Here is a 16,411-nt window from a genome sequence, read left to right on the forward strand (position 1 = left end):
ATCAAAAAGAATTTTTCTATGTCATCAAATCATGGAGTCAATGGAAATATGCATATTATATAATGATTATACAAAAATATTGGAAAAGTGTACTACAGAGAATTGAGAAATGATAATCACTTTGGGGAAGAAGGAAAAAAGAAGAGTACTGTCTAGGGCGGTTTAAAATTGGTTCTTTCCTGACTTAGGTGTTGTATGCTTAGATTGACTATAAGTGAAAGGAGCTGATTTCTACGCTTACGCTAGATATTGATGAATTGTTAGTAGAATCTGATGAATTAATGAAAACCGATACCTCATTCATTGCCGGCTAAAAGATCATTGCTGTATATGTCCCGCATGCGAGCAGTCCACTACTCGTGTTCATGTGTATTATGATCGAACTATTCAAGATTTGCCTGTCAATGGGAAGCCAGTGTATCTAAAAATTCGATGTCGGAAATTACTCTGTCACAATAAAAAAATGTGCGAACAAGTTTTTTTCACAACGGGTTCAATGTGCCCAACATAAATCTAAAAAAATAGAGCGACTGGAAAAGGTTGTTCTTAAATTGGCTACAAATATAAGCCTGATAGAAATCTCAAAAACATTAAAACAACTGGATATTATTACTAGTAAAATTTCGATTGCAGAGCTTAAAAAAAGAGATTTTTGTTGGAAATAATGCGTCCATTCTCTGTTTGGATGATTTTTCTTTAAGAAAGCGTCACTTTTACGGCAGTATATTGATTAATTTTCAAGCAAAGAAAGTTATTGATCTATTTCCTTCAAGAAATCAAGAAAAAGTCGCGCATTGGCTGTCTTTAACCTGTCAAGATCTTTCATTTGTCAATCGAGCTGGTGCGCCTTCTTTCAGAAATGCTATTTCTCAAGCTTTTCCCGATGCGATTCAATTTGTAGACTGATTCCATATTCTAAAAGAACATACCTTAAAAGCGATTCGGTCGCTCATTCCTAAAGAGGATATGTACAACAGATGGTACAACATCACACCTTTTAAAAAGAGTTCCAACGATCACCCAACCGAAAAAAAAAGAGCTTGCCCAAAAAGTAACAGAGAAAAAGCAGTTAGGTTGGACATATAAAAAAATAGATCATTATTTTTCTTTAGATCTACGAACTGTTAAACGTTATTGTAATACAACCGCCAACGTATTGATGATCAAAACGAGAGACCGAAGGAAGTACACAGAAAACCTATTATTCGACTTGTTTTTGAATCAACTATAAATCGTGATGCCTTGGACGATCAAACAGAAAGGGTATTGAACAGCATGCCTGAATTACTGGCGATCATTCACTGCGTACAAGATTTCAGAAAAATACTAGCGGAAGTTAGTTTACTAGCGCTAGACCAATGGATAAATCAACTAAAGCTTTGGAAAATGCAGAATTAGATGCTTTTATCAATGGTTTGGAACGAGATAAAGAGGCTATTCAAAATGCTATGATTTTCCCCAAACTCTCTAATGGCTTAGCAGAAGGAAAAGTGAATAAATTGAAGAAAATAAAACGTATAATGTTCGGACGCTGCTCCTTCAAAATATTGAGGACAAAAATGATTCTTTCCGAACTTAGGATCTAAGTCAGGAAAGAACTATTCTAATACCGCCGTTTACTTATCTAACTCTGAATGTTGCTTTCTATTACAGAGCAAGCAACATTCAAACTTTTATTAGAAAGAAAAGGATGTATAGAGCATAGGATAACGAAAAAATCAAGAATAAAATATAAACAAAAATTAGTGCTATTTTTAAAGGTTTTTGAAGAATAATTTGCTTAGATAAGTATATCCCAATTATGGATATAATAGAAATTAAAATACACACAAGCACACTTAAAAAGAACGATACATCGAACGTGAGGTAATTAGAAGAAAATGGTAAGACTATAATTACCCCTGTGAAAAAAAAGATTGATGACGTGACAATGATAAATATTTTTAATTTCTTATTTTTAATTATGACTGCCGAGGTTCCGGCAACTAACCCTGTGACTGTAATGAAAATTCCCCAAAAAAGTATAGCCAGTGCAATAAGGATAACTGGTAACATTATTAATATTAAAAAAGGCATTTTGACCTCCAAGTGCTTTTTTACATTATAACATAAAGAGAACACAGGCAGTTTTAAGTTGACAAAAGAAGATTATTTAGTATTCCTTTCTAATTCAATTAATAGTTGGATTAGAGTCAATATCTGAGATACTTTTACGAGAGATTTTTTTATGTTAAGCTACCGCTATCTTTTTTTTAATTCAACAGGAGACAAATAAGCTAACGCCCTATGAATTCTTACGTTATTATAAAATCCTTAAACACAACTGAAAATTTGTTGCTTTGATTCCTCAAAAGTTTGATAGGTTAGTTGTTGATATACATATTCTTTCGTCAATAATGCATGGAATGATTCAATTCCTGTGTTAGTGTAGAGACAGTCTTTACAGCTATAGGAATGGGTGATAGTTAATTCTTTCAGTCTTTCTTCGTATTCACTACTTGTATGCCGCGAACACAAATCAGTATGCAAAATCAGTTCACTTCTAAATCACTTGCTTTAGTTTTTTTCCGAGAAGATGTGAACATTATAGAAATTGGAGGATTTGCCACTCCGTATGACTCAGCAATCATTGAGCAAATTTGAGGAACACCTGCAAGACATCCTTCAGTATCGCGTAGAAAAGGAACTACTAATAATAAAGAACTATCCAAGGATCATTGCTGACTATGATCGCGACTTGATCATTGAATTAATGGAGAGTCTGCTGAATAATGTTTATTGTTTTGCTGAAAAGACGATTACCATAACCATAACCTTGCAAGAAAAGCTGTTGATTATTTACGTTAAGGATGATGGTCCGGGCTTTTCTAAAAAGGAATTACTAACCGCAACAGAACCTTACTATTTTCAGAATAAAAATAGTCATTTCGGGTTGGGGTTGACTATCGTTGAAGCCTTAACCCAAAAGCATGTCGGCAACCTAAAAATCGTTAACAGCATTGATGGCGGTGCGATCGTCTCTGCGGTTTTTGCCATAAAAGTTGAAAATCTACATTAGTAGAGAATTTATAGAGATTTAATGATTATCCTATAAATGAACAGAGTATTACTCACTATTAGGAGGGATAGATGATGCAAATCGAAATCAATCACTTAAATCAATACTATGGAGAAAAACAAGTTCTCTACGATATTAATCTTTCCATTTCAACAGGTATGTTTGGCTTACTGGGCCGCAACGGTGCTGGAAAAACGACATTGTTGAAAACACTGGTAACCTTGCTGCCTACCAAAGATGGCGATATCCGAATGAATGGAATTGGTCTCCATGATCAGAAAAAAATTCGCTCCATCATCGGTTTTTTACCGCAAGACTTCTCAATGTACGGGAACATGACGGCTTACCAGGCTTTAGATTATCTAGCGGTCCTTTCTGAATTAGATAAAAAAACTCGGAGAGCTCGAATCAAGGAGCTGCTAAATCAGGTGAATTTAACGATTCATAAAAATGTCAAAGTCAAAGCGATGTCTGGTGGGATGAAGCGACGATTAGGGATTGCTCAGGCGTTACTGAATAATCCGAAGATCCTAGTCGTTGATGAACCGACAGCGGGGTTAGATCCAGAGGAACGATTGCGTTTTCGTAACCTATTAGCCGAAGTCAGTGAAAGTAAGATCGTTCTGCTATCTACTCACATCGTTGGTGATATCGAAGCTGCCGCTGAAAACGTCGCAATTTTAGAAAAAGGACGAATCATTTTTTCTGATTCAATCGAAGAGTTATTATTGAACGCTCAAGGAAAAATTTTCAGTGTCCAAATTCCACGTACCGAACTCAACGTAGCCAAAAGACAGGTCAAGATTATCAGCTTGCAGCAGGAGGGCAACACATCACATCTAAGATTTATCGGCAATCCGAATGCACAGATCATGTGCCATCCGCTGGTGGTTGAAGAACGCCCTACATTAGAAGATGCTTATCTCTACCTATTATTGATGAAGGATGTGGAATAATATGCTACTAAAGAAAGAACTCAGATTAACATTAAGAAGTTTGACCTATTGGCTGTCTGTTCTATTCATCGGCGTCTTTCTCCTTACACAATTAGGCTCAGATTTTTTCTCGTTAAAACAGCCGAAACCTAATCAAAATGATTACGGGATCGCTCGAACGACGAATAGAAAAGATATTCAACGGCAAACACTTTTCAAACTGCTTCAGCAATATAGTAATCAAAGCTATAATACCTACCCTTTGGGCTTTCTAAAAGTGGTTAAACCATCAAAATCTGATCAAACGGCTATCAAAAAAATTTTGGAGCATTCTACTGGCAAGACTATAAATGAACTAAATCAAGCGCAATCACGTGAGGGCAATGGTTACTCTCAGATAGATCCAATTATTATGGCGACTAAAATTCCCGTAGCAAGAAACTATTCATATCCATCCTTCGAAGAGGATATGAAAGAGGTCGAAGGCTTGATTGGCAAAGGGTCAGATTTTTCCAAAAATACTTACTTAAACCAATCATTAAAACAACTAACCTATCAAGAGGCGGTTAAAAATTTCAGAACAATTTTGACTAAAGATCGTGTTTCGGGAGCCTTCGCTCGGATGACTTGTGATTACTTAGGAATTATTTTGGCCTTAGTTCCAGTATTTGTAGCAGTAACTGTTGTTCTTCGTGACAAACGCGCTAAGAGTCAATTGATCATCTATAGTAAAAGCATTTCCACCTTTAAATTGTATGGAACACGTTTTCTAGCGACTTTTCTTTTACTTCTCCTGCCGATTATTTTGTTTAGTCTGCTTCCAGCAGTGCAATCCGTTTATATTGCTCAAAAATACCAGCATCCCGGCGATTTGCTATTGTTTTACCAATACATTCTCGGCTGGACGATTCCAACGATTGTTGCGATAGTTGGAATCAGCTTCTTACTCACGACAGTGTTTAACGGACTGGTAAGTGTTCTTTTTCAATTGTGCATTTGGCTCATATCTTCTATGATGAGCGGTCGACAAATCGTTGGTAAAATTGGTCTTAATTTGATACCGCGGTTCAATAATATTGGTTCACATGACGTTTTCAAAAGTATCTTTTACGAGTTAGTGATCAATCGTACTTTTTGGTTTCTTGTAGGTTTACTTTGTTTCATGGTCAGCTGTATACTTGCTGATCTCAAACGGAAAGGAACAATGCGTTATGGGAACCCTAACTAAAGTTTCGACGATTTTCTGGCGATTTCATTTTTACTCAGCTGTGATCGTAACATTGCTACTAACTCTGCTTTTCGCTTGATCAGCTTAATTTTATTTTGTCACTTTATCTAACCGACAGTTCAGAAGAAGCAATTCAACTAATCAAAACGAAACGTTCTTATTATGTTAACATTCTGCTCTTATTGGTCACCCAAAATCATGCTTGTACTGTTTCTATTAACTTGTAGTTGCTTGGTGCTCTTTGAAAAGAACAGCTTAACGATTGAATTCGGAAGTTTTCTGTTAGCCGGATTAGCAAACACTTTGTTTTTGTGCGGATTATATGCCATTGGCTTTATCTCTACTACTTCTCTACTACTTAGCCAATCGTGGCTTAGATTTTGCCGTTGGGATATTATGTAGCCGTTCTTTTATAAGTATCGAAATATTTACCAACTCTTTACTTTGATAAAAAATGACCTTTAATAAATATTCTTCGTTTAAGTGGTATTTTGTTGATCTTTATCAGCTATTTATTTACGAAAAGAGGAAAGCAAAACAGGAGTAGCAGTTATTCGTTTCTACTACTCCTGTTTATCTAATTATCAGTATGCTAATTATTTGATTATGGTTCCAAGTAGATTGCAACCTCATGCTGCAAAGTATTTAAAGTACACAAAAATGGTGAATTACACAATTTTACATTTCTTGAGTAAATCTATTAATTGTATAGGCGAGTTCTTCTGGAGAGCTTCTATTTAGTTCATGTTTGCCATTCTCGATAATTACTATTGTTGAATTTTTCAATAGGTTACTGAGTTTGCTAGTAGCTGACAGATTAGCCTTGTCTTTTGAACCACACAAAAGTAAAGTTGGGGCTTTTATATTTTGTAATGAATTACTCATTTGTAGATTTGCTAGATCATCCATTAATTGTAGTAGTTGCTTCTTTTTAAGGACAATTCCGGATTTTCTTAGGAAAAATGATGGAGTTAATTTAAGCATCATATTTTGTAACTTTAAAATTTTTTTATCAGGTGCTTCAAACTGACCTGCTACAACAATTAAGCCCTTTAACAAGGGATTACAAACTGTTCCATACTGTAATGTTAAAATGGCCCCGAGAGACAAGCCACACAAAATAAAAGGTTCATTGAGTGTTCTCAAAAAAGCTTCCAGTTTGTTATTAAGATACTTAAAATTCACATATTCATTAGGTCCTATATTTTCGAATAAAGGGAAAAGACAAATATCAGAATTATCAATATTTTTGATGACTTCTTTCCAACTGTCAGTGGATTGACCAATACCGTGGAGCAGGATAAGTTTCATTTGCGACCTCCTTAATTTTCCATTTTATGATATTGAAGACTATCATATCATATACAATAGCGAAAAAGAATAGTAGAAATATCTGAACAATATGATAGTAAATTGCAAAATTCTATTGTTGGAGGAAGGAGGTGAGTTAAATATATGATTGAAAAGATAGAATTATTTACAAAAAATGGGTATTTTTATCATTGATAGATATCTTTTCTAAAATCAGAAATTTCGTATTTTATTAAAGGAGTTCAGTGGTCCGATTATTTACTTTAGTTATTAAAAATAGCTCAATGTCTAAAGCAGGTATACTAGCCATAATAATTTTTAGTCTTTTTTTATAGGATGGGGGCTAAATATTGATTTAATTTAAGAAAAAAAGTGTTTGTGGATTTTGATAGTGATAAGCCCATATGGAAATGGTAGAAGATATCGTTTGTGGGGCGGGCGATCACGGAACAAAATAAAGAGACTGTTGTTTAAACAGTCTCTTTATATGAATTTTGAAACGACTTTCATCGTTTCAGTCACCCTCACGGGTTATTCCTTATTAAATAACTTTAAAGTTTGGCTATTGACCTTTGTTCCTGAATAATAGACCTATGGAACGGTCTATCGGAACACTGCTATTACCTTCTGTAGCTCGACTACAACAGAAAGCCTGCATCCCGACCTATTGGTTATCATGCCCCAAACCCATTAGCTGTACCGTTTATTTTTTATACTATTTCTAGTAGGAAATAGAGTGGCTTTTAAAAAATAAACTGAAGAGTACTATCAAGCGAGACTGCGGTTATTCAATAGGTTTCAGGAATAAACTTCAATAGCTAAGTATTTCCAAATAAATATGAAAGGAGGCCCCTCCATGAAATTATTTATCGGTTTAGATGTTAGTTCTCAAAAATTAGATACTTGTTTTTTATTAGATTCAAAAGAAATCTTGTTTGAAGGATCGCTAAGTAACGATCTAGTCGGCGCTAGTGAAATCAAACAAAAAATTATTGAATACCATGAAACCTGTGGTTTCAGTCGAATTGTCATAGGAATGGAATCGACTTCTGTTTATAGTTTCCATCCTTCAATGTTTTTCTACTTGGACGAAGATTTACAACAATTGCCTGTCGAAGTTATAGTCGAAAATCCCTATAGAATCAAACAATATTCAAAAATGTTTGATCAAGATAAAACAGATAAAATTGATGCACGAATTGTAGCTGACTATCTACGAGTAGACCTTCATACCTTGTTTCCTATCAAAGAAGAAATTTATGTTGGACTGCAACGATTGACAAGATCCCGCTATCAATTGGTCACACAAATGGTGGAAGTAAAACAGCATTTTTTGGAAAATTTAACGTATAAATGCAATACCTTGTCAAAAAAACTCACTCAGGAAGACAATAGGACTTCAGTATTTGGTTCCACCATTATGAACCTTCTCACGGAGGACATTACTCTAGATGAATTTGTGGAAATGCCTCTTGAAGACGCTGTAGAATTACTTCAAAAACTAGGAAAAGGGCGCTTCAAAAATCCAGAGCAACTTGCCAAAAGTATTAAAAAAGCGGTACGAAGCTCTTATCGACTAGGTAAAGTAACCAAGGACTCCATTGATCTCGTACTAGGCATAATTGCCAATGAAATCAAATTTTTAAAGAAACAGATCAAAGAAATTGAAAAAGCAATCATGTCCTTACTTGAAGCAATTCCAGAAGCTAAATGTCTTTTAAGTGTCCCTGGTCTAGGACCTATTTATACCGCAGGATTAATCGCTGAAATTGGTCAAATCGATCGATTTGATAATCAATCAAAGTTAGCAAAATACGCCGGACTAACTTGGACAAAAAATCAATCGGGAAACTCAAGCTCTGAAAACACTCCATTAAATCGTTCTGGAAATCGCTACTTTCGTTATTACTTAATTGAAGCCACCAATCGAGTAAGAAACACATTGCCAGAATTTCAAGAATATTATCAAAAAAAGAAAAATGAAGTTCCCAAACATCAACATAAACGAGCGCTCGTCTTAACTGGAAGAAAATTTGTGCGCTTGATCGATGTGCTACTACGCAACGGTCAACTCTATCAGCCAACGAAGATGGTGATAGAGAAATAACATAAAGTTATTTGCGCAATACTTCATAACTGACCCGAAAAAATTTGAATTTTCGTCGGGTTTAGTTCAGTGCGTTCTAATTTTTGAAAAACTAGCTTTTGCTTAAAAATCTTTATCTTGACTTATTACCATTAGGCTTTCTAAAAGGATTATATCAAAAAAATACGAAGGGAATGTGGTAATTATTAAATGATATGAACTTATACAAATGGAGGAGCTAGAATAGCTTTAAAACATAAGATTAGTAGTAGAAAACCATAGGTGAATAGTTGAATGAAATAACTTAATCTATTTGGTAAATTAGGCAGATTAGATTAAAGATTTTTAACATCAATTTTTTTTGCTCCATTTCGCCAATATTGACCGCTTGTGAATTAGCCTTGTCAGAAACAATACGTATGGATAAAAAGCTTATTTTGTTCAAAAAGCAACATTGGGCTATTGAGGCTGATTCCATGTCAACACAATCAATGTGAAAGTCATTTATTAAAGACGACCTTTGTTTATGTGTTGTGACGAAACCTTCACCTGTACCAAAAGTACCTATTTTTAATGAGGAATCATGTTTTGAGAACAAATGAATTGCTTCTTTATCGGCTTCGTAAAAGAGTTGATAAGGAAATTTAAGTTGCGATTGCTTTTTTCGTATGTCGTAATGATAGTATTTCTTACCGAGGTAAATATCAGATAAAGAAGAATTAGAGGATATCCCTCCACAAATACCGATATTAAGAACCAAATCTGGAGAAAATTTATCAAGTAATACTTGAGTAAAAATGGAACTATTTGTTTTTCCTTGACCGGAGCACAGTAAAACAAATTGATGGATACCTTGTTTTGAAACATAGAATTTTCTTTCTAGATATTCGAATACTTGTACAGGAGCTAGTCTTTCAATCAAAGGATGTATTTCCAAATCCATAGCAGAAATAATTCCAATTTTCATAATAGAACCTCCTAGATAACTTTTAGATAATTGTATCATAAAAATTTTTGAAACATTCGAATGAAAAAATTCGTAAATGGAAGAATTCAAGTGAAGAAAGCTCATAGAGAAGGGGCCATCATAGAATTTTTGATAATAAAAAAAGAGACCATCAGCCTCTTTTACTGTTTCAATTGAGAAAAATAGTTATCTATAGACGCCTTGATTGCCGCAAAATCTTTCGTCATAAGTAATTTTGCAGGGACTTTGATTATTGGAAGATTGTTTTCATTGTCAAAAGAAAAGAAAGGATCAGGTACAATTAAATAATCTACAGTGTCTTTATCTCTAAGGTAGTTGAAGGAAACATCATAATAGGTAGAAAAATATTTTTTCATATCAGAATATTCACTAGAATTTACAGGTGGGGCTAGCGGACCGTAGCCTGTTCCTGAATCAACTGTAAAAACGAAGCATAACTTGGTCATGGGTCAACCCCCTTTTCAAAATAAGTATACTACTGGTTGGAGTAAGCGTAAAGATTATAACTGATTGCAAATCATGAAATAAGTCAGCAATCGGAGGAATTACAGGAAAAAGGTCACGTGCATGGGGCGCTATCAAGTAGAAATAGAAAAGAAAAAATGGTGCCAAAAAAAGACACCACAGCTTCTATTTTTCTCTTTTGAAAGTAATTAAAGTGGCACCTTTGAATTGAAGTGAAGTTGACATATAGGAATATGTGACAAGCTCCCAGCCTTCTTGTGAGCGTTCGTTAAATAGATCATTTAACTCGAGTATGTCACTTTCTTCCGCTTTGTCAGTAGTCCATTTAGTTTTCGTATACAGTACTTCAGTTTTATATTCGTACATTTTTATTACTCCTTTCCTTTAATAAAAAACATTTTAGCAAGTTAGTATTAATATATGCGTAAATCGAAACTATTTTTTCTACTGAGGTTGATTTTCTTAACATAGAGAGAAAAGAAGACAGGAAAGGAAACAATAGTTTCTAAGAATTATTAAAATAAGTATGCAATCGGAGGAAACACCCCATGTTTGGGGCTATCGCGGAACAATATGGGTCCTTTTTTATTTCTTAAAAGAATTATACTTGCTCAGTCGTTCGTTGAGTGTTCCTGTGTGCAACTCAAACAAATGATTATCATAATCATAGAAGTAAATTGAAGTCCCTTCACCTTCGATTCTAGAGCGCCCTTCTTCAATTTTTAAATTTACGTTTTCTATTCGTTGAATGTAATCATCTATTTCATCATACTCAATCTTAAAAGCGATATGGTTATATGTTTTATCCAAACTAGCAGACTTGTCTTCCATTATAGCTATCCAGAGATTTCCGATTAGAAAGAATCTTTCTGGATGAACAGAAAATTGTATAGAATTGAATCGGCTACACTAGACTAGACAGAAATAATGAGGTGTGTAGAATAATAAAAAACACACTGGAGGAATTATCATGTCAAGACGTCAACGTAGAACCTATTCAAAAGAATTCAAACAACAAATCGTCGATCTCTACCTTGCAGGCAAACCGCGCGCAGAAATCATTCGAGACTATGAGCTGACCGCTTCAGCCTTCGATAAATGGGTGAAGCAAGCACAGTCAACAGGCTCGTTCAAGGAAAAAGATAACTTAACCCCGGAACAAGCAGAACTGATCGCATTACGAAAGAAAAACAAACAGCTCGAAATGGAGAATGATATTTTAAAGCAAGCGGCGCTGATATTCGGACGAAAAGACAAGTAATTGATGCCAACAAGCACAAATACTCGATATCAGCGATGTGCAAAATTTTAAACATTTCTCGTCAAACCTACTATTATCAAGAACAACCTGTCAGAAATGAGTCTGAGTTAGAAGAAGTCATACAGGAAGAATTTATTCGTAACCGAAAAGCCTATGGCACCCGGAAATTGAAGAAATGTTTAGCAAAGCGTGACCTTCAACTCAGCCGGCGTCGAATCGGTCGAATCATGAAACGTCGTGGGTTGACATCTACCTATACGATCGCTCATTTTAAAGGCCATCGAACAGTTTGTAATGAAGCAGAAACAGCGAATGTATTAGATCGGACCTTTACACAAGAACAGCCATTGGAAGCCATCGTCACGGATCTTACTTATGTTCGTGTTGGAAAAAAATGGCAGTATATCTGCCTCATTCTGGATTTATTTAATCGAGAAATTATCGGTTATTCGTGCGGCGAGAAAAAGGATGCCGCATTGGTAAAAGAAGCCTTTGGCCGGATTCCTTATCCATTGACGGATGTCAAACTTTTTCATACAGATCGTGGAAAGGAATTTGATAATCAAACCATTAATGAGATTTTGAATGGTTTTGAGATCACGCGCTCGCTGAGTAAGAAAGGCTGTCCCTATGATAATGCTGTTGCGGAATCTACTTATAAATCTGTTAAAGTCGAATTCGTGCATCAATACCAATTTGAGACATTGGCACAACTACGCTTGGAATTATTTGATTATGTGCATTGGTGGAACTATCTGCGACTGCACGGCACATTGGGGTATGAAACACCGATCCAGTTTCGTCAACAGAGATTGGCGAAGCGAACCCTTGATAATGAGCTCGGATCTGATACCTCTGGAGAGGCAGCGTAATTGAATGAGTACGCTTCTGCCGGAAAGAATCCGATCCGAGGAGGCTCATTGTCAAGGGCAATCGGAGCAATAACACCAAGGGATTCACAACACCTTATAATTTTTGTCAAAAAAAGTGTTGCCATTCCAAATCACTGGAATAGACTTCTTGAGCATTAAATATACTTTTGAACATTAATGAAGACTGCTCGAGATTTTTTACTATGAAGGTTATGTGACTAATAAGGTGCATAGAAAATCGTTCCTTTTTTAATAAAATAGTATTAATAAAGTATAAAAAAGTCAATAATCGGAGGGGACACCCCATGTTTGGGGCAATTACATACAAAAAAAACAGCCCATAAGGCTGTTAAAGAATATCACTTTCTTAATTTAGGTTTGCCATCTTCGTCAACTAAAACAGTCATGCCAGCACCGATACCATAAGTAGTTGCTAAAAGATACTGTACGCCTGTTTCCTTATCTACAATAACCCGAACATCATTAGAACCCTTTGCCCCAAATTTAACAACATCAAACTTTTCACTATCAAATTTAACCATAATCAAACTCCTTTTTAATCATATTTAAACATTAATTCTAACTTATTTGATTAATTAGGTCAATGCGAATTGATACTTTTGTTTAAAGTGTATACACAAATGGAGGAAACAGAGTAGGGAAGCTCCGCTAGATGGGGCTATTGCGGAAAAAAAGCTTCTCCAAACAAATGGAGAAGCTTAGCGCCAAAATTTTTTATAATCCTCCTTATCAATGATGTTGAAGGAGATCATTTTCTCCAACAATGTAAAGTTGATTGGTTGTTCCCATTCAATACGAAAAATATTTTTTGTATGAGAATACCCGCATTTTTCAACATCTGTAATAAACTTTTTAAGACAGGAAACTTCTGGCGAGACAGAAAAAAATTTTTTGGCGGCACTAAAGCCAATAATAAAGGTCCCATGGTGGGTAAACATCGGTGAGCTCCATGCGACTCGCCTATCTAATTCAGGGAACCTTGTCGAAATTTCTTTTAGAAGATTTCGTAGCTTTTCCTGATGCATTGGGTTTTCAATTGAGATCAGATAATCTTCAAAAATTTCCATAGATGACTCCTTTTAAACATATTATATCAAAAAGAGGATGAACTTGGGAGATCAATTCAGTAATGGAGGAAATAACACATGTTTGTGGCAATGTGATAGATAATCAAGGACGATGAGATAAGAATAGGAGCATAGCTACAACTAACTATGCTCCTTAATTTCTATTTTGATAATTTCTTTAATTCTTTAAGAGTGGTATCCAAATTGTCAGCGTGCCAGTTTTTAGCTCCCAAAGCGTTTTCATTAGAAAGTGCACCGCTTGTCCGAAGATTAGAGAGCTCTTTTTGTTGTACGGTTAGGTCAATATCGCCATCTTCACAGGAAATAGTAACCGAGTAGTTAAATCCTTTTTCTTCAACTGAAACACTCTTAATTGTCGAGAATTCAACTTTCAGAGGGTCATCATCTTTAATATCGCCAGAACCAAAACTATAGCCCTTTAATTGTGCAATGATTAACTCGTTTTTACATAGTTGTAAGATGTAGAAAGGTTCGGTTTTGTACAGAAAGGATGCTACCTTAGCGCTCAAGTTTGGTTTCCCGAATTGGCTAATGATTCCGCGACCTTCGATAGGTTCGACACCTAACATTTTTAGACTTTCTAATAATTTCTCTTGTTTTGCCATAATTAAAACTCTTTTTTTAATCATATTTTAATATTAATTATAACCCATTTGAAGATTATGAACAATAGGAGTTAGAGCTGTTGGTAGTAAAAGTATGCAAACGGAGAACTTAGAGGAGGAATTTTAGTGAAATACAAACAAAAACCCATTCAGGTTGAAGCACTATGGTTCAATGGGCGCAACTTAAAAGAGGTTCTTGAATTTTGCTCTGACGCTTATGTTGATCGGTTTGATCGGCTTCATATCCATGTACAATCGAAAGACTTCATAGTCAAGGATGTACAAGGAGAGTTTCATGCCATTGATCCTATGACATTCGCAAGAACATTTGAAAAGGTAAAGTAGCGACAGCTATCAAGCCTGCAAATAAAAAGTCAATCAGAAATTACTAAAAAATTTGTCTGTTTTGAGAGCATGACAAATAGAACCACCGAAAATCGCTGGTTTTTAATTTAATTCATACGTGCATGGCGCTATTCCATTTTTGGAAATGAAGCTAGGTATTCTTTTACACGTCCGTAGTAGACACGCAAGAATTTATTTGATCCAGCGGTCATATAGACATAATAAGGTTTTCCTTCTGCTCTCTTTTTAGAAATGAACGTGTATACAGGATCGTCTTCTGGGGAATTTTTAACTAAAGTATTCATGACTTGAAAAAGAGTCTTTCGAAGCTGTGCAGAGCCACGCTTAGAGGTGCGAACACCCTTTTGATTATAAGTGCCAGATTGATTCACACCAGGATCGACACCCGCAAAAGCAGTTAATGCTCCTCTGCGAGAGAAACGACTAATGTCGCCAATTTCTGCTATAAGCTGAGGACCTAATGACGCTCCAACACCTTTCATGGACATGACTACAGGATATTCCGGCAATTGTGAAGCCAGTTGGTCCATTTGTAAACGAAGTTGTTCAACGGTTTTGGAAAGAGTATTTAATTGCTCAATTGCCTGCATAATAAGCAATTTAGTCATTTTATCTTTGGGTAAAATAGCAACTAATTCTTTGGATGATTTAAGAAGTTGTTCAGGTTTATTTGGTTGAAAGTCATATCCGTTACGCTTACAAAATTTTCGATACCGTTCGGTAAATGCGTTCAAGGACATATTTCGAACACAATCAACATGCCAAAAAGTTGTAACAAAATCAACCCATTTTTGACTTCCGTTGGATCGTGCCGGACTAGAGAAAAACGTATTGGCTCCAGGGAAAGTTTGATCCAAAAGAGAAATGAGATTATTTTTAATGGCAGTTTTATTCTTCGTATAAAAATCAAATTGACGGTTCAGGGTCTTTAATTGATCTCTTTGCTTATCCACAAGATTGTACTGTCGCAGGTCGTTCCAGTTGTCAAGCGCGTAGCGAGCGATCTTAATAGCGTCTTTTTTATCAGATTTTACTTTACGTAAAGTGTTATTTCCAAAATCTTTAACGAGTTTGGGATTTACTACACTGACATAAAAGCCTGCGTCAGAAAGCCAATGTGCAACAGGTTCGTGATAGCGCCCTGTGTATTCCATGACGATCCTGATGTCTCCTTCTAGCTTTAAAAGAGAATGAATCAACTCATTAATATCACTAGAAGTATGGCTGATCTCGCGAGGACTCAAAACAACTTCACCGAAGGGACGGATAATCGAAATAACGCTTTTACCTTTAGAAACATCAACACCTACTGCGTTCAAAATAATCCTCTCCTTAAAAATTATTGCAATGAAATGCCAGCATTAGCACATTGCCGATTCAATCTACTGGGGGTGACACGAACGTACTGGAAAACAGCAGTTCAACCTGCATAAAACGAACGCTGTGAATGAGCAGCTGGTTGACAGACTTGATAGCGGACGTGATAGTCCAAGGAGGTTTTACGCCTGACCATTGCTTTCTCATTCTAACAGCTTAAGCAACATGATAGATAAAAGGGATTACTTAAGTTAGTCCCTTATAACCTATAAATATATTGTAGTAGGAGGATTTTATATGAATGATTATTATTGCCCAGTCTGTGGCGAAGAAATGAAGCAATGGCAAGGATCGATTTACGAATGCAAGGATTACGGCAACATGATCGATATGGATATTTTTGACGATGAGGAGGACGGCGAATGACATGGACTATTATTCTATTCATTTGGCAAAGTGGGTAGGCCTTTGTTCAGGGAGCTACGAAAGTGGTGGTGTTCGAAAGTCAGCCCACATCACTTCTGGAAATAAGTATCTAAAAACAATCTTATACCAATGCGGTGAAACAGCAGGGCGATCGAATAATCCGACGTTTTCAGAATTTTATGATAGAATTTCCAAACAGGGAAGCGAGAAAAAGGTGATTATTGCCTGTGCACACAAAATTTTAAGAATTGTTTACAAGATTCTTTCAGAACAAACCAATCGGTAAAATGAAAAAAACTTACTGGCTGCAGCGGGCAACCAGCAAGGAACAATTAGAAAAATTTTTCTTAGTTCTATTATATTATGAGTAAGGTCTTTTTTCCA

At 35.6% G+C, this 16,411-nt stretch carries 19 protein-coding genes and 1 pseudogene; 11 read left to right on the forward strand and 9 right to left on the reverse strand.

Going from position 1 to position 16,411, the window contains the following annotated elements:
- Window positions 1-328: 328 nt before the first annotated feature.
- The 6 genes from IGI67_RS16935 to IGI67_RS16960 all read left to right on the forward strand — a co-directional run bounded on the left by IGI67_RS16935 (window position 329) and on the right by IGI67_RS16960 (window position 5,221).
- Entirely contained in the window at window positions 329-511 is a 183-nt protein-coding gene (locus tag IGI67_RS16935) for a transposase family protein (RefSeq protein WP_429958662.1), read from the forward strand.
- Between the two features lie 170 nt (window positions 512-681).
- Window positions 682-906, forward strand: coding sequence for a transposase (locus IGI67_RS16940; RefSeq protein WP_429958663.1), 225 nt, complete (start codon window positions 682-684; stop codon window positions 904-906).
- A 452-nt stretch (window positions 907-1,358) separates the two neighbouring features.
- On the forward strand, window positions 1,359-1,586 hold the full coding sequence (locus tag IGI67_RS16945; protein ID WP_429958496.1) for a transposase: 228 nt from the start codon (window positions 1,359-1,361) through the stop codon (window positions 1,584-1,586).
- 1,028 nt (window positions 1,587-2,614) lie between these two features.
- Entirely contained in the window at window positions 2,615-3,058 is a 444-nt protein-coding gene (locus IGI67_RS16950; protein ID WP_429958497.1) for an ATP-binding protein, read from the forward strand.
- A gap of 71 nt (window positions 3,059-3,129) precedes the next feature.
- Window positions 3,130-4,014: an ATP-binding cassette domain-containing protein gene (locus IGI67_RS16955; RefSeq protein ID WP_429958498.1), complete on the forward strand. Its 885-nt coding sequence runs from the start codon at window positions 3,130-3,132 to the stop codon at window positions 4,012-4,014.
- Between the two features lies 1 nt (window position 4,015).
- Window positions 4,016-5,221, forward strand: coding sequence for an ABC transporter permease (locus tag IGI67_RS16960; RefSeq protein ID WP_429958499.1), 1,206 nt, complete (start codon window positions 4,016-4,018; stop codon window positions 5,219-5,221).
- A gap of 678 nt (window positions 5,222-5,899) precedes the next feature.
- On the opposite strand, the gene IGI67_RS16965 is transcribed toward IGI67_RS16960, so the two are convergent.
- Complete coding sequence (locus IGI67_RS16965) at window positions 5,900-6,532, reverse strand: alpha/beta fold hydrolase (RefSeq protein WP_429958500.1); 633 nt, start codon at window positions 6,530-6,532, stop codon at window positions 5,900-5,902.
- An 856-nt stretch (window positions 6,533-7,388) separates the two neighbouring features.
- On the opposite strand from IGI67_RS16965, the gene IGI67_RS16970 reads away from it, so the two are divergent.
- Window positions 7,389-8,639 carry an IS110 family transposase gene (locus IGI67_RS16970; RefSeq protein ID WP_429958501.1) on the forward strand — a complete coding sequence of 417 codons (1,251 nt, stop codon included), beginning with the start codon at window positions 7,389-7,391 and terminating at the stop codon, window positions 8,637-8,639.
- A 283-nt stretch (window positions 8,640-8,922) separates the two neighbouring features.
- Here IGI67_RS16970 and IGI67_RS16975 read toward each other — a convergent pair whose 3' ends face one another.
- The 4 genes and pseudogenes from IGI67_RS16975 to IGI67_RS16990 form a co-directional block, all read right to left on the reverse strand.
- Window positions 8,923-9,585, reverse strand: coding sequence for a 5'-methylthioadenosine/S-adenosylhomocysteine nucleosidase (locus tag IGI67_RS16975; protein ID WP_429958502.1), 663 nt, complete (start codon window positions 9,583-9,585; stop codon window positions 8,923-8,925).
- 161 nt (window positions 9,586-9,746) lie between these two features.
- Complete coding sequence (locus IGI67_RS16980; protein WP_429958503.1) at window positions 9,747-10,052, reverse strand: hypothetical protein; 306 nt, start codon at window positions 10,050-10,052, stop codon at window positions 9,747-9,749.
- Between the two features lie 184 nt (window positions 10,053-10,236).
- Complete coding sequence (locus tag IGI67_RS16985; RefSeq protein ID WP_429958080.1) at window positions 10,237-10,437, reverse strand: DUF4177 domain-containing protein; 201 nt, start codon at window positions 10,435-10,437, stop codon at window positions 10,237-10,239.
- Window positions 10,438-10,656: 219 nt separating this feature from the next.
- Window positions 10,657-10,953, reverse strand: a pseudogene (locus IGI67_RS16990) (FosX/FosE/FosI family fosfomycin resistance thiol transferase); the annotation flags it as partial.
- Window positions 10,954-11,041: 88 nt separating this feature from the next.
- Here IGI67_RS16990 and IGI67_RS16995 point away from each other — a divergent pair.
- A protein-coding gene (locus tag IGI67_RS16995) for an IS3 family transposase (RefSeq protein WP_429958504.1) occupies window positions 11,042-12,204 on the forward strand; the annotation gives its coding sequence in 2 pieces (ribosomal slippage) (window positions 11,042-11,318 and window positions 11,318-12,204; 1,164 coding nt in all).
- A gap of 359 nt (window positions 12,205-12,563) precedes the next feature.
- On the opposite strand, the gene IGI67_RS17000 is transcribed toward IGI67_RS16995, so the two are convergent.
- The 3 genes from IGI67_RS17000 to IGI67_RS17010 form a co-directional block, all read right to left on the reverse strand.
- Entirely contained in the window at window positions 12,564-12,746 is a 183-nt protein-coding gene (locus tag IGI67_RS17000) for a DUF6440 family protein (RefSeq protein WP_429958505.1), read from the reverse strand.
- 177 nt (window positions 12,747-12,923) lie between these two features.
- Window positions 12,924-13,292 (reverse strand): iron chaperone, encoded by a 369-nt coding sequence (locus tag IGI67_RS17005; RefSeq protein WP_429958506.1) that lies wholly within the window; start codon window positions 13,290-13,292, stop codon window positions 12,924-12,926.
- Between the two features lie 161 nt (window positions 13,293-13,453).
- Window positions 13,454-13,918: a hypothetical protein gene (locus tag IGI67_RS17010; protein WP_429958507.1), complete on the reverse strand. Its 465-nt coding sequence runs from the start codon at window positions 13,916-13,918 to the stop codon at window positions 13,454-13,456.
- Between the two features lie 126 nt (window positions 13,919-14,044).
- Between IGI67_RS17010 and IGI67_RS17015 the strand changes: the two genes are divergently transcribed.
- Complete coding sequence (locus IGI67_RS17015; RefSeq protein ID WP_429958508.1) at window positions 14,045-14,263, forward strand: hypothetical protein; 219 nt, start codon at window positions 14,045-14,047, stop codon at window positions 14,261-14,263.
- A gap of 128 nt (window positions 14,264-14,391) precedes the next feature.
- Here IGI67_RS17015 and IGI67_RS17020 read toward each other — a convergent pair whose 3' ends face one another.
- On the reverse strand, window positions 14,392-15,603 hold the full coding sequence (locus tag IGI67_RS17020) for an IS110 family transposase (RefSeq protein ID WP_429958075.1): 1,212 nt from the start codon (window positions 15,601-15,603) through the stop codon (window positions 14,392-14,394).
- Between the two features lie 295 nt (window positions 15,604-15,898).
- Here IGI67_RS17020 and IGI67_RS17025 point away from each other — a divergent pair, with 295 nt between their 5' ends.
- Window positions 15,899-16,027, forward strand: a complete 129-nt coding sequence (locus IGI67_RS17025) for a hypothetical protein (RefSeq protein ID WP_429958509.1) — start codon at window positions 15,899-15,901, stop codon at window positions 16,025-16,027.
- 1 nt (window position 16,028) lies between these two features.
- Entirely contained in the window at window positions 16,029-16,313 is a 285-nt protein-coding gene (locus IGI67_RS17030; protein WP_429958510.1) for a transposase, read from the forward strand.
- Window positions 16,314-16,411 lie beyond the last annotated feature (98 nt).

This window comes from Enterococcus sp. AZ196 (assembly GCF_050498845.1).
Taxonomy (GTDB): Bacteria; Bacillota; Bacilli; order Lactobacillales; family Enterococcaceae; genus Enterococcus_A; species Enterococcus_A murrayae.

Bases quoted from the DNA above. Each gene is read 5' to 3' on its own strand.
- IGI67_RS16950 (WP_429958497.1), top strand. From the start codon at position 2,615: ATGACTCAGCAATCATTGAGCAAATTTGAGGAACACCTGCAAGACATC.
- IGI67_RS17010 (WP_429958507.1), bottom strand. From the start codon at position 13,918: ATGGCAAAACAAGAGAAATTATTAGAAAGTCTAAAAATGTTAGGTGTC.
- IGI67_RS16945 (WP_429958496.1), top strand. From the start codon at position 1,359: ATGGATAAATCAACTAAAGCTTTGGAAAATGCAGAATTAGATGCTTTT.
- IGI67_RS17005 (WP_429958506.1), bottom strand. From the start codon at position 13,292: ATGGAAATTTTTGAAGATTATCTGATCTCAATTGAAAACCCAATGCAT.
- IGI67_RS16960 (WP_429958499.1), top strand. From the start codon at position 4,016: ATGCTACTAAAGAAAGAACTCAGATTAACATTAAGAAGTTTGACCTAT.
- IGI67_RS16985 (WP_429958080.1), bottom strand. From the start codon at position 10,437: ATGTACGAATATAAAACTGAAGTACTGTATACGAAAACTAAATGGACT.
- IGI67_RS16965 (WP_429958500.1), bottom strand. From the start codon at position 6,532: ATGAAACTTATCCTGCTCCACGGTATTGGTCAATCCACTGACAGTTGG.
- IGI67_RS16975 (WP_429958502.1), bottom strand. From the start codon at position 9,585: ATGAAAATTGGAATTATTTCTGCTATGGATTTGGAAATACATCCTTTG.
- IGI67_RS16970 (WP_429958501.1), top strand. From the start codon at position 7,389: ATGAAATTATTTATCGGTTTAGATGTTAGTTCTCAAAAATTAGATACT.
- IGI67_RS17025 (WP_429958509.1), top strand. From the start codon at position 15,899: ATGAATGATTATTATTGCCCAGTCTGTGGCGAAGAAATGAAGCAATGG.
- IGI67_RS17030 (WP_429958510.1), top strand. From the start codon at position 16,029: ATGGACTATTATTCTATTCATTTGGCAAAGTGGGTAGGCCTTTGTTCA.
- IGI67_RS16980 (WP_429958503.1), bottom strand. From the start codon at position 10,052: ATGACCAAGTTATGCTTCGTTTTTACAGTTGATTCAGGAACAGGCTAC.
- IGI67_RS16955 (WP_429958498.1), top strand. From the start codon at position 3,130: ATGATGCAAATCGAAATCAATCACTTAAATCAATACTATGGAGAAAAA.
- IGI67_RS17000 (WP_429958505.1), bottom strand. From the start codon at position 12,746: ATGGTTAAATTTGATAGTGAAAAGTTTGATGTTGTTAAATTTGGGGCA.